Annotated in this window: 13 protein-coding genes; 9 read left to right on the top strand and 4 right to left on the bottom strand. The window is 43.1% G+C overall.

Going from position 1 to position 11,637, the window contains the following annotated elements; all coding sequences use genetic code 11:
* Positions 1-140 precede the first annotated feature (140 nt).
* The 3 genes from mltC to mutY all read right to left on the bottom strand — a co-directional run bounded on the left by mltC (position 141) and on the right by mutY (position 2,627).
* A complete protein-coding gene (gene mltC / locus AAC854_RS11045; protein ID WP_340617145.1) occupies positions 141-1,214 on the bottom strand; it encodes a membrane-bound lytic murein transglycosylase MltC in 1,074 nt (357 codons plus the stop codon).
* A 73-nt stretch (positions 1,215-1,287) separates the two neighbouring features.
* On the bottom strand, positions 1,288-1,560 hold the full coding sequence (locus AAC854_RS11040; RefSeq protein WP_047962309.1) for an oxidative damage protection protein: 273 nt from the start codon (positions 1,558-1,560) through the stop codon (positions 1,288-1,290).
* Positions 1,561-1,586: 26 nt separating this feature from the next.
* The gene (gene mutY, locus AAC854_RS11035; RefSeq protein WP_047962308.1) at positions 1,587-2,627 is read right to left on the bottom strand and encodes an A/G-specific adenine glycosylase; all 1,041 of its coding nucleotides are present in this window, start codon (positions 2,625-2,627) and stop codon (positions 1,587-1,589) included.
* 243 nt (positions 2,628-2,870) lie between these two features.
* On the opposite strand from mutY, the gene trmB reads away from it, so the two are divergent.
* From trmB to AAC854_RS11000, 7 genes are all read left to right on the top strand, one after another.
* Positions 2,871-3,590, top strand: coding sequence for a tRNA (guanosine(46)-N7)-methyltransferase TrmB (gene trmB / locus AAC854_RS11030; protein ID WP_340617144.1), 720 nt, complete (start codon positions 2,871-2,873; stop codon positions 3,588-3,590).
* Entirely contained in the window at positions 3,590-3,916 is a 327-nt protein-coding gene (locus AAC854_RS11025) for a YggL family protein (protein ID WP_273547105.1), read from the top strand. The genes trmB and AAC854_RS11025 overlap by 1 nt, the downstream gene beginning before the upstream one ends.
* A 92-nt stretch (positions 3,917-4,008) precedes the next feature.
* On the top strand, positions 4,009-4,935 hold the full coding sequence (gene glsB / locus AAC854_RS11020; protein ID WP_422824077.1) for a glutaminase B: 927 nt from the start codon (positions 4,009-4,011) through the stop codon (positions 4,933-4,935).
* A 51-nt stretch (positions 4,936-4,986) separates the two neighbouring features.
* Positions 4,987-5,709: a DUF2884 family protein gene (locus AAC854_RS11015; RefSeq protein ID WP_340617142.1), complete on the top strand. Its 723-nt coding sequence runs from the start codon at positions 4,987-4,989 to the stop codon at positions 5,707-5,709.
* A gap of 317 nt (positions 5,710-6,026) precedes the next feature.
* Complete coding sequence (locus AAC854_RS11010) at positions 6,027-6,968, top strand: siderophore ABC transporter substrate-binding protein (protein ID WP_340617141.1); 942 nt, start codon at positions 6,027-6,029, stop codon at positions 6,966-6,968.
* Positions 6,969-7,157: 189 nt separating this feature from the next.
* Positions 7,158-7,643 carry a YbhB/YbcL family Raf kinase inhibitor-like protein gene (locus AAC854_RS11005; RefSeq protein ID WP_340617140.1) on the top strand — a complete coding sequence of 162 codons (486 nt, stop codon included), beginning with the start codon at positions 7,158-7,160 and terminating at the stop codon, positions 7,641-7,643.
* A 40-nt stretch (positions 7,644-7,683) separates the two neighbouring features.
* The gene (locus tag AAC854_RS11000) at positions 7,684-8,463 is read left to right on the top strand and encodes an L-threonylcarbamoyladenylate synthase (protein WP_340617139.1); all 780 of its coding nucleotides are present in this window, start codon (positions 7,684-7,686) and stop codon (positions 8,461-8,463) included.
* 87 nt (positions 8,464-8,550) lie between these two features.
* Here AAC854_RS11000 and AAC854_RS10995 read toward each other — a convergent pair whose 3' ends face one another.
* Complete coding sequence (locus AAC854_RS10995; protein WP_340617138.1) at positions 8,551-9,468, bottom strand: LysR family transcriptional regulator; 918 nt, start codon at positions 9,466-9,468, stop codon at positions 8,551-8,553.
* 275 nt (positions 9,469-9,743) lie between these two features.
* On the opposite strand from AAC854_RS10995, the gene AAC854_RS10990 reads away from it, so the two are divergent.
* Both AAC854_RS10990 and AAC854_RS10985 read left to right on the top strand, forming a co-directional pair.
* On the top strand, positions 9,744-11,042 hold the full coding sequence (locus tag AAC854_RS10990; protein ID WP_340617137.1) for a 3-isopropylmalate dehydratase large subunit: 1,299 nt from the start codon (positions 9,744-9,746) through the stop codon (positions 11,040-11,042).
* Complete coding sequence (locus AAC854_RS10985; RefSeq protein WP_340617136.1) at positions 11,039-11,590, top strand: LeuD/DmdB family oxidoreductase small subunit; 552 nt, start codon at positions 11,039-11,041, stop codon at positions 11,588-11,590. Before AAC854_RS10990 ends, AAC854_RS10985 begins: the two co-directional genes overlap by 4 nt.
* The last annotated feature ends 47 nt before the right edge of the window (positions 11,591-11,637 follow it).

Below are 11,637 nucleotides of genomic sequence, written 5' to 3'. Positions count from 1 at the left end.
TCCATAGAATGCAAATGTCAGATTGCGATGCGCCTGTTAGGGCGCGGCTGGTAAGAAAGCCTTATAGGCGCATATGAAAAACCCCCGGCTATGCCGGGGGATACTTATTATTTCTTTTCTATCAACTAATTTGCCATCAACTACCTGCGATAATTTTTTTGTGCGTTGTTCACTTTCATCAAATAACGACGTGATTCAGCGGATGGATGTTTATTGGTCAGAGTTTCATAAACATCGCCAGGTGCCATTGAATTGATGATTTGAGCCGCTTTCTTTCTATCACTGGAAAATATACGTAATACACTACCTGCACCGCCATTGTAGGCCGTGATAACAGCATACCGACGTGAGGTCGCATTCTGAATTTCGTCTAAATAGGAATTCTGCAATATTGATAGATAGGCAGTGCCGGCATCAATGTTGTTCTCTGGATCGAAAAGGTAACTGCGGCTAGGATGGCCTGACTTTCCCTGCATCCTGAAAACATCCTTTCCGGCCGTATGTTGCATGACTTGCATAAGCCCCAAGGCATCAGAGCGGCTGACGGCATAAGGGTTAAAGCTGGATTCAGTCTGCATGATGGCAAGGATAAGGGATTCATCAACGCCGTATTTAATGGAGGCTTTGCGAACGAGAGGGAGGTATTTATGGGCGCGTTTGTCCAGATGGTTAGGAACCAACTGCATGGTGACCGACCAAATGACATGCAATCCTGATTGGCGTTTTTGTAATTTATTTTCAATCAGGTAATTGGCAAAATGACGTGCACGCCATTCCCATCGAATGGGTTCGCCACTGTTATCCAAAACTTGTCCATAAAGGAATGGTTCTTTGCTGATCTGAATATCATTAGCGTCAGAATAAAGATCGATTGATCCAGGATCATCTCCCATCAGCAAAGTAGTAACAATCGCTTTGCGTAAATGTTCTGTGGGTTCAATCGGGGATATCGTTTCAATCGTGATGCTTCCCGACTCAAAGTTAATATGGCTGCGGGTTTGGTATTGATCCGTGTATTTCACGTAGTCTTTCGGGCCAGCGATTAAAACTTCCTGCAATCCCCAGATATTTTCAATGTTATGGGCAAATTGCCCCATTAAAATATCGAAACCATTCGTATCTTTTACATACTCTTCATTGTATTCAAGGTCTTTTTTGCTAGAGCAGGAAATTAAAAGTGGGGCGAGAAGGATCAGAGCCAGCAGTTTTTTCATTTTACAGTGCCGTTGGATATTGGAATGCCATCAGTAGTTAGAGCCATACAACATGGCTCTTATTATGCCAATATTATTGTTCTGGTGGTGTATAACCATCGATCTGTATGTCATGACCTTCGAACAGGAACTTCACCATCTCTTGTTCAAGCAATTTGCGATCTTCTGGATTCATGGTATTTAATTTTTTCTCATTAATTAGCATGGTTTGTTTGCTCATCCATTGTTGCCATGCTTCTTTAGAAATCTCATTGAAAATACGCTTGCCCAGCTCCCCCGGATAGAGCTGAAAATCTTGGCCTTCGGTTTCTCGTTGTAAAAAAGTACAAAAAATAGTTCTGCTCATAATTAATCCTCAAAGTAATGGGCAAATTAACCCAATTGTTGCAAAAGATATTCAACGGGAGCTGCCAATCCAATTATTGCTGGCTGGCGTAAGTTATACCAAAGTCCCTTGTTTTCATCCATGCAGGAATTAAAAGATAAAATATCGATTTTAATGGGAACGATATCTAAATGAAAATGACTGAATGTATGGCGAAATGCGGTTAGTTGTTCAAGTTTGCTGTGCGATATACCCGAATCTTTCAGCCACTGTTCCAGTGATGTTTGATCTGCAAATTGTGGAAAGGCAAACAGGCCACCCCAAATACCAGAAAGTGGGCGCTGTTCCAGCCAAACTGTATCGCCATGCTGCATTAATAAAAAGTAAGCCGTTTTTTCAGGGATGCTCTGTTTCGGTTTTTTCCCCGGATAATCTGCCCAGTTATGATTGGCGTAAGCGATACAGCCTGTATTGAGCGGGCAAATTTCACATTTTGGTTTGCTGCGGGTACAGACCATTGCCCCCAAATCCATCATTGCTTGGTTGAAATATTCGACGCCTTGTTCAGGAGTGACGCGCGTACTGATATCCCATAATTGGTTTTCAACCTCTTTTTTCCCCGGCCAGCCATCAACGGCATAGCAACGAGCTAAAACACGCTTCACATTACCATCAAGAATAGGAAAGTGTTTGCCTTGAGACAGGGAGAGAATAGCGCCTGCGGTCGAACGTCCTACACCGGGTAAAGCTACAACATTATCGAAAGTTGTTGGGAATTTACCGTTGTGTAACGCTACGATTTGTTGCGCTGCTTTATGCAGATTACGGGCGCGGGCGTAATACCCTAAGCCTGTCCACAAATGGAGCACTTCATCCAGCGGCGCAGCAGCTAAAGAAGCAACATCAGGAAAGCGTGAAATAAATTTTTGGAAATAGGGAATAACTGTCGCGACCTGAGTTTGTTGCAGCATCACCTCTGAAAGCCAGACGTGATAGGATGTTTTCTCCAATTGCCATGGCAGAGTCTTGCGACCATAACGGTGATACCATTCAAGCACCACTTGTGAAAATTGCTCAGCTTCCATCATTAGAATAATTGTCTTTATATCGAATAATTGTTTTGTGAACAGGATTGCAACATAGTGTAACCTCGGTGTAAACCCGAACTTTGTTTCGAAGCACTCCGCAAATTAGCATTAAAGTTGTGCTTATGGATATTGAACTTGATAAACTCATCCATCTTTGCATAATTGCGCTCTCTTTGGGCAATCCTGCGGTACATAAAGCCCCAGACGCCTGAGCAAATGTCTTTAAAACTGACAGAAAGTACCATGATAAATAACGTAATTTCACCGGAATATAATGAAAATGGCATGGCTTTGCGCCGTGTCCGCAGTTTTGTGCGTCGGCAGGGACGGTTAACGAGTCGTCAGCAGCAAGCACTTGATAATGTGTGGCCGAAAATGGGAGTGGATTATCAGGCAGAAGTGTCTGATATGGCAGAGCTATTTGGCCGTGATGCTCCCGTTGTATTGGAAATTGGTTTCGGTATGGGTGCATCACTGGTTACGATGGCAAGCCAAAATCCAGAGAAAAACTTTTTCGGAATTGAAGTTCATGCGCCGGGAGTGGGAGCATGTCTGGCTTCAGCAGAAGAGGAAAACCTCAATAATATGCGTGTCATGTGCCATGATGCCATTGAAGTGCTGAATAATATGATCCCGGATCAGAGTCTGGCGATGGTTCAGCTTTTCTTCCCTGATCCATGGCATAAAGCACGTCATAATAAGCGCCGGATTGTGCAGCCTGAATTTGCTCAACTGATTAAAAGTAAACTGAAAATCGGCGGTGTCTTCCATATGGCAACCGACTGGCAACCTTATGCTGAACATATGCTTGAGGTAATGAGCGAAGCAGAAGGATATCGTAACTTATCGGAAAACGGTGATTATGTGCCACGCCCGGATTCGCGTCCGGTCACGAAATTTGAGATGCGCGGTCAGCGGTTAGGACATGGCGTATGGGATCTAATGTTTGAGAGGGTAAAATAATGGCTAAAAACCGTAGTCGTCGTCTGCGTAAAAAAATGCGTATTGATGAGTTTCAGGAATTAGGTTTTTCAGTAAAGTGGAATTTCCCGGCTAATACATCTGTTGAAGTTGTTGACAGCACGGTTGATGCTTTGATTGAAGAACTGATCGAGCCAAATGGCCTTGCTCTGGATGCCAGCGGTTATTTGCAGTGGGAAGGTATTGTCTGCATGCAAAAAATCGGCAAATGTACTGAGGAACACCGTCAATTGGTTGAGAAATGGTTGAAAGACCGCGATATGGAAGAAGTTATCACATCAGAACTTTTTGATGTGTGGTGGGATTGATTCGCTGTTGCATAAAAAATAGCGTTTTACGCAAAAAATAGCGCTGTATGCAGGGGCTCCTTGGGGGCCCTTGTTTGTCTGGAGAAAAAGTGGTGAAGGTAAGGTTCTCTAATTCGTTATTGGCAGATATCTTAGATGAAGTACGCCCTTTGATTGGCCAAGGAAAGGTAGCAGACTATATCCCTGCTTTGGCGGAAGTTCCGGTAAATAATTTGGCGATGGCCATTTGCACGGTTGATGGGCAGGTTTTTAAAGCAGGAGATGCAGAAAAGCGTTTCTCCATCCAATCCATGTCTAAAGTGCTGAGCCTGACATTAGCGATGACACGTTATAAGGAAGAGGATATCTGGCGGCGAGTGGGTACAGAACCTTCGGGGCAGCCGTTTAACTCATTAGTACAATTGGAATTGGAAAAGGGAATCCCCCGCAATCCCTTTATTAATGCGGGAGCATTGATTATTTGCGATATGCTGCAATCGCGCCTGAGTGCTCCTAAGCACAGAATGCTGGAATTTGTCCGCAGCCTCACTGGGCAAAAAGATATTTGCTATGATGATGTCGTTGCTCGTTCAGAGATGGAGCATTCCAGCCGTAATGCCGCGATAGCTTACTTGATGAAGTCATTCGGTAATTTTGAGAACGATGTTATTACCGTTCTGCAAACTTACTTCCAATATTGTGCTTTGAAAATGAATTGCATTGAATTGGCTCAGTGTTTTATTTACTTAGCTAACAAAGGGCGCATGTTGGGCTCTGGTCAGCAAATTTTGAGTCTCCGGCAAACCCGGCAGATTAATGCACTTATGTTGACATGTGGGATGTATGACGGTTCTGGGGAATTTGCTTTCAGAATAGGCATGCCGGGGAAATCGGGGGTTGGTGGCGGAATTGTCTGCGTTGTTCCGGGAGAATTCACCGTTGCGGTGTGGTCGCCTGAACTGGATAAATCAGGTAACTCATTAGCGGGTTGTGCGGCATTGGAAAGATTGGCAGGGCGTATTGGGCGCTCTATTTTTTAACCTCGTCCGTGCTGATGCGAAGCCATCAGGCAAAAGAGAGCAGGAGAATGTATGTTACGCAGAATTATGATTGCTGCTTCATTATTATTTGTATTTCAGGCACAGGCTGGCTCTGAATGTAAAATGACACTTAAGGATGACATTATTGTCACACCAAACTCTGTCCAAATTGTTGGAGCTAATGGCAACCTGAAAATATCACCTGATGGCTCCATAACGCGTGATGGCAAGGCGCTGTCATTGAATGCAGAACAACGAAATCAAGCCCGACAATATCAACAGACAATTCGTCAGGATTTGCCGTGGGTTAAGGAAAAAGCTCAGAACCGTTTGGCAAGTGCGCGTCAATCATTGGATAAAGTGGTTGCTGATATGATGGGGCAAGACAGTAATGTCCGTAACCGTTTATCTCAGTTGGAATCTGGCCTCAATAAGCAAATTGATAAAGTGATAGAAACCCGCGCTAATGGTTTTGCATTCAATTATCAGGCAGTCAAACAGGTAGAATCTGAAGGCCAAAAACTTGTTGAACAGAGCCTTGGCGGTATCTTGCAGGATAGCATTAACGAAATAAGCCGTAAGAAGAGTGAGCAAGATGATGGCGGCAACCAGCTATTGATGTCTCTTCTCGGAGGATTGGGCGGGAAGCAAAATAGTTTTGATACAGAATGGAAGAAACAAGAGCAAGAGCTGAAACGCTTAAAAGAGGAAGTTTGTGGTAAAGCCAGTAATTTGGAACAGCAGCGCGTCAGTCTTATGAATTCTATCAAGTAAATTACAAGATATTTATCCAGAAGAAATCAATTTATTATTGATTTCTTCTGGATTATTTTTTTGAGGAATTATTTTTTAACATATTGAATATATTATTAATTCCTGTTTCTAACTTCATCCGAAATTAACCATTACCTTGGTAATTGAAAGAACAGTCAGCTTCGTAATTTATAAAATTGACTATTTCCTATGAGATCGGGATTTTTAAGGAAAATAATAATCAATATCAAATTCATTCTTATTTGAATTGACATATTGTTATCGCCACTTAGAATGCGAGTCACTTCTTATTAATATGCTTAAATCCGGGTGTAGCAATGAAAAAAATCCTGCCAATTGTTATTGCATCGCTGCTTTCTGTCACCAGCTACTCTGCATTGAGTCAGTCATTAGAATCAATTACACCAAACTCAGTCATCGCTCAGTCTGGTGACTATGCCACAGTAAAACATCTTTCTGGTGAAACTCAGGTTAAAAAAAATCCACAACGAGTGGTTCTGTTCGATTTTGGAACTTATGATTCCATGGTGCAATTGGGGCTTTCCGGGCGAGTGATTGCACTCCCCATTGATAATTTACCCGAATATGTACGTAGTAGTGTGCCTGCCAGTATGCACAATGCTGGGGGAATGAAAGAGCCTAATTTGGAAAAGTTAGCGGAAATAAAACCAGACTTAATTGTCATTACAGGGCGTCAAGGTGCTTTTTACGATCGTTTGTCACAAATAGCGCCAACCATTGATTTAAGTACGGACAATAAAAATTACCTGCCATCCGTTGATAGCAACCTTAAGTTATTGGGAGAGGTATTCAATAAGCAGGATATTGTTAAATCACAAACGGCTGGTTTGGAAAAAACCATTGTAGCCGCCCAGGAAAAAGCGAAAACGGCGAATAAAAAGGTATTGGTGTTACTGCATAATGCTGGTGAGTTATATCCCAATAATCAAGCCATCGTTTACAACGTGATTAAGGCTCCTCGTGCAGTATTGCCGGCTAAATCAGACAGCAAAAGCCGAGCTGTGACGGCGGACATGATTGCACAAGCAAACCCTGATGTGATTTTCATCATCGACCGTAGTGAAGCGATTGGAGCAGGTAAGCTGGAAAAAGCACGATTTGAAAACGAGCAAGTCAAATCAACCAACGCTTATAAAAACGGTAAGATAGTGTATTTGCAATCTGATCTCTGGTACTTGTCTGGTGGTGGTTTGGACAGCATGACGAAACAAGTTAATGCGGTTGCTGATGCGTTGTAATTGCGCAGTTTAATATTTACCTTTCCTGAAATTACCCCGGAATCTGACTAGTCAGATTCCGGGGTAATTTATCCCACCAGACTCCTATTGTTCCCAAATTGAAACAATCAACCAAAATCACCTTCTGGCCTTGTAGCATGGAAAAACTGCGTTAGGATGTTTCAAAAGGCATCCAATGAGGACACAAGCATGATTATCAGTTCAACTGAATTTAAGAATAATGACTTCTTGAAAAAAGAGCATGAATTTAATGAATTTGGTGGCAATGGTAATAATCGTTCACCTGAACTTGCTTGGGCAGATGCACCGGTTGAAACAAAAAGCTTTGCTATTACAGCCTATGATCCTGATGCACCAACAGGTAGTGGTTTCTGGCACTGGGTTGTTTTTGATATTCCGGCTGAAACACAAACCTTGCCAGCAAATGCAGGGCGAAGCGATAGCAGTAAATTGCCAATCAATGCGATTCAAAGCAGAAATGATTACGGCAAACCGGGTTTCGGTGGCCTTTGCCCGCCAGTGGGGGATAAAGCGCATCGCTATATTTTCACTGTACATGCCTTATCGGTAGAAAAACTGGGAATTGATTCTGACGTAACAAATGCGATCGCGCGTTTTATGATTCAGGCCAATACCTTGGCGTCAGCGACGATTACCGGTTATTACCAGCGTTAATTGATTAATAATTCTTCCGTTTCCAGTAAAGGGTATCAATATGAGCAGCAAAAAAATTCAATGGAATAATGGGTTACAGCAGGAAGCGGTAGAAGTCCTCTCTAATGACGGTGGAATGATCGTCTGCCCAACCAAAGTGGGTTATATTATCATGACCTCTGATGCACGCGGTTTGGAGCGCAAATTTGAAGCGAAGCAGCGTAATCGCAACAAACCCGGTGTTGTTTTGTGTGGATCTCTGGAGCAGTTAAAAGAATTGGCTCAGCTTAACGCAGAAATTGAAGAGCTTTATCAAAGACATTGGGATGAAGATGTATTGCTGGGCTGTATACTGCCATGGAAAGAAGAAGCAGTCGCCCGCATTCCTGATGATGGTTCCAAAGAATTGATGATGGATCAGCGTGGTACGAGCTGTTTCGTGATTAAGTTTGGTAAACCGGGTGAAATTTTGGCGAAAGAGCTGTGGGAAAAATATGGCAAGTTTTCTTTTGCAAGCTCAGCGAACCCATCTGGTAAAGGCAATCGAGGATTGGTTGAATGTATCGGTGAGCGGATCGAGGAACGGGCTGATCTGATTATCTCGGCTAATGACTATGTTAAATCTATCCAGCCAAATGAAACTGAGCAAACCCGTTATGAGCAAGGTGTGATGGTTTCAATGGTAGATGACGAGGGTAAATTAATACCATCGCAAAATGGTCAGCGTGATATTACTCCGTGTCCGGTATTGATTCGCAAGGGTCTGGATGTGAATAAGATCATGGTGATAATGTCTGATATTTTCACAACTTGGGATTACCGCCACGGTAACTATTATTAATGTGATAGCCACTATTAATACGATAGCTACTATTAATATTTAGATATCTTTTGCGGGTGCTTTTGTACCCGCAATGGCCTTTTCTGCTTACGAACTTTTTCTATTTTCTAAATTTTGCTTCAGTTTATTCTGCAAAGAGAGAGCAAACTGTTGTACACGTGAAGATAGCGTGCTCTCTGATTTAAATAATATCCAGGCTTGATAAATATCCATATTCCATTCAGGAAGAAGCCGTATTAATTTTCCTTCTGCCACTGCTTCGTGGGCTACATAGTCCGGCAGATAGGCAATACCAGCTCCTGCCAGCGCAGAACTCATCAATGCCACGCTATTATTGATACGAAATCGGCTGCGTACTTCAATATCCAGCTTGTGCCTCTCTTTGCGGAAGGGGAGGGAAATCGTATGTGCAGGGCCGCGGAAAAGGAGGTAATCGTAACGCGGAAGATCGTCAGGTTTCTCTATTGGGGAAAATTGGCGTATGTAGTCTGGGGTAGCGTAAAGTCCCCAAGTGATATCAATCAGCGGTGTGGCAAGTGAATGATGTGGTATTTCCCGCCCGATGACAATCCCAATATCACATTGATCTTCTTCCATATTAATTGTTCTGTCGGTCAGTTCCAGATCAACGCTGATATGAATATTTCCGGCAATAAAACTATTCAGGGCAGGGACAATACATTGGCTGCCAAAAGAAACCGGAGCAATCAGGCGTAAACTTCCCATCGGTTCTTCATGAAAATTGCGGATAAAATGCTCCGCATTTTGCGCTTCGGTAAGAATCCGGTGGCAATACTGGTAATAACTCATCCCGACTTCTGTCACCTGAATTTTACGTGTGGTGCGGTTGAGTAACTGAGTACCTAATCTCACCTCCAACTGTGCAATCTCTCGGCTGACGGAAGACTTGGATAGCCTCAGTGATTTTGCAGCTTCGGTAAAACTCAACGTTTCTACTACGCGGGCAAAAACTACCATTGAGGTAAGATTATCAATATTATTCATGAAATAACCTAATGATTTACTCCGGAAATTGCCCTATAACATACCACATATCGTGCAGAGACATGCCAATATTCCTTATTTATCACTGTTCCGTAAGAAAACATGTAGGAGAATAAGTGTCAGATTTAAGGGGCATAAATTTCCCATTTTGCGAACGACTGTCTCATCATGGAAACAGTGAGCGATACAATGGTATTTCCCTACGATAAGGCGTAGTAATCTTGTTAGGATTACAATCTATCTAGTCTGTTTTAATCTTTCGGGGGTAATGTGAGATGAGCCAAACTATCACACAAAAAATTCTTGCGCGGGCAAGTGGGCGTGAACACGTCACTCCAGGCGAAGTGGTTTGGGCGAAAGTGGACATTCTGATGTCTCACGACCCATGTACACCGGGCGTGGCCAGCGTATTTAAAAAAGAGTTCGGTCAGGATGCGCGAATATGGGATCCCGAACGTTTTATTCTCATCCCAGACCATTTTGTCTATTCGGCCGATTCACAAGCCAATCAGAACATTCGTGTCATGCGTGAATTTGCCGCTGAACAGAACATAAAATATTTTTATGATGTAGGAACTCCCAATTATAAAGGTGTTTGCCATATAGGGCTGGCAGAAGGTGGGCACACACGCCCCGGAGAAGTGTTATTGGGTACGGATTCTCATACTGTAACCGCCGGTGCTTTTGGGGCATTCGCGATTGGGTTAGGAATTACTGATGCAGCTTATGCGTTAGGTACGGGTGAAATTCCTCTCAAAGTTCCCACGACGATTCGAGTCAATTTTACCGGAAACAAACCCGCCCATGTCTTGGCGAAGGACATGATTTTATCTGTACTGTCAGAATTAACCGTTGATGGTGCGACTTATCAGGCTATAGAATTTGGCGGTAATGTCATTGATGAATTATCAGTAGAAGAGCGCATGACGATTTGTAACATGGTCGTTGAGTGTGGAGCGAAAAATGGCATTATGGTTCCCAATCAGGCGACTTTGGATTATCTGGCAGAACGGAATAATGTCCCTTTTGAAATTGTTTATCCGGACGAAGATGCCCAGTATAGCCGTGTATTAAATATTGATGTTTCCGCAATGCAGCCAAAAATAGCTAAACCTCATTCTCCAGATAATGTGGTTTCCATCGAGCAAGTTGCTAATGTAGCAATTTCTCAAGCTTATATTGGTTCTTGTACTGGCGGAAAATTAGAGGATTTTGTTGCAGCTGCCCGCATTATCAAAGGGCATAAAGTAACAATTCCGACTTACGCCGTGCCTGCAACAAAAGAAGTTTTCCATAAAACGATTACTACGCAAATTGATGGCGTTTCTGTCTACCAAATTTTAAGCGATGCGGGAGTGAAACTTTCTTCAGAATCAGGATGCGCAGCCTGTTGTGGTGGCCCGCCAGATACCTTCGGGCGCGTCAATGATCCCATATCCGTGATATCGACAACCAATCGCAATTTCGTTGGCAGGATGGGGCATAAACGCGCCAATATTTATCTCGCTTCCCCTTACTCTGTTGCCGCCGCAGCCATTACTGGTCAAATAACAAATCCTGAGGAGTTTTTATGAGTGAGTTAAAGGACAATATCATTCGGGGTGAGGTTTATGTCTTGGCCGATAATATTGATACTGACCAGATCCTCTCGGCCGAATATCTCAAGGTCAATCCTTCTACACCTGAAGGATATGCACAACTGGCTTCACTGGCGATGTGTGGATTACCGGAAGGATTTTTGCCTTTTATTGATGAAGATAAGGGTAAAGCGAAATATCCGATTATTGTGGCAGGGCAGAATTTTGGTTGTGGATCATCGCGTGAACATGCTGTGGCCGCATTGGGTGCTTCTGGTGTGCAAGCCGTTCTTGCCCAATCTTATGCCCGGATATTCTTCCGAAATTGCGTATCAACCGGACAGTTATTGCCTATCGCTGCACAGGAACGTTTGTGTGACAAATTAGTCACGGGAGATAGTATTGAGATTGATGTTGAAAACCAGACAGTGACTTTACTGAAAAAGGGTGAGCAATATCAAACTGATCCTATTGGTGAACTTGCCAATATTGTCTCTGCTGGTGGGCTATTTTCTTATGCCCGCGCGACCGGACGAATTAAATGATATAGAAAAACTGCACCTAATTTTCAGGTGCAGTTTGTTTTTAGAGA

Source organism: Xenorhabdus entomophaga, from assembly GCF_037996725.1.
Lineage (GTDB): Bacteria > Pseudomonadota > Gammaproteobacteria > Enterobacterales > Enterobacteriaceae > Xenorhabdus > Xenorhabdus khoisanae.
This window is presented reverse-complemented; position numbering and strand designations above follow the sequence as displayed.

Bases quoted from the DNA above. Each gene is read 5' to 3' on its own strand.
- AAC854_RS11010 (WP_340617141.1), top strand. From the start codon at position 6,027: ATGAAAAAAATCCTGCCAATTGTTATTGCATCGCTGCTTTCTGTCACC.
- AAC854_RS10990 (WP_340617137.1), top strand. From the start codon at position 9,744: ATGAGCCAAACTATCACACAAAAAATTCTTGCGCGGGCAAGTGGGCGT.
- AAC854_RS11025 (WP_273547105.1), top strand. From the start codon at position 3,590: ATGGCTAAAAACCGTAGTCGTCGTCTGCGTAAAAAAATGCGTATTGAT.
- AAC854_RS11005 (WP_340617140.1), top strand. From the start codon at position 7,158: ATGATTATCAGTTCAACTGAATTTAAGAATAATGACTTCTTGAAAAAA.
- AAC854_RS10985 (WP_340617136.1), top strand. From the start codon at position 11,039: ATGAGTGAGTTAAAGGACAATATCATTCGGGGTGAGGTTTATGTCTTG.
- AAC854_RS10995 (WP_340617138.1), bottom strand. From the start codon at position 9,468: ATGAATAATATTGATAATCTTACCTCAATGGTAGTTTTTGCCCGCGTA.
- trmB (WP_340617144.1), top strand. From the start codon at position 2,871: ATGATAAATAACGTAATTTCACCGGAATATAATGAAAATGGCATGGCT.
- mutY (WP_047962308.1), bottom strand. From the start codon at position 2,627: ATGATGGAAGCTGAGCAATTTTCACAAGTGGTGCTTGAATGGTATCAC.
- AAC854_RS11040 (WP_047962309.1), bottom strand. From the start codon at position 1,560: ATGAGCAGAACTATTTTTTGTACTTTTTTACAACGAGAAACCGAAGGC.
- AAC854_RS11000 (WP_340617139.1), top strand. From the start codon at position 7,684: ATGAGCAGCAAAAAAATTCAATGGAATAATGGGTTACAGCAGGAAGCG.
- AAC854_RS11015 (WP_340617142.1), top strand. From the start codon at position 4,987: ATGTTACGCAGAATTATGATTGCTGCTTCATTATTATTTGTATTTCAG.
- mltC (WP_340617145.1), bottom strand. From the start codon at position 1,214: ATGAAAAAACTGCTGGCTCTGATCCTTCTCGCCCCACTTTTAATTTCC.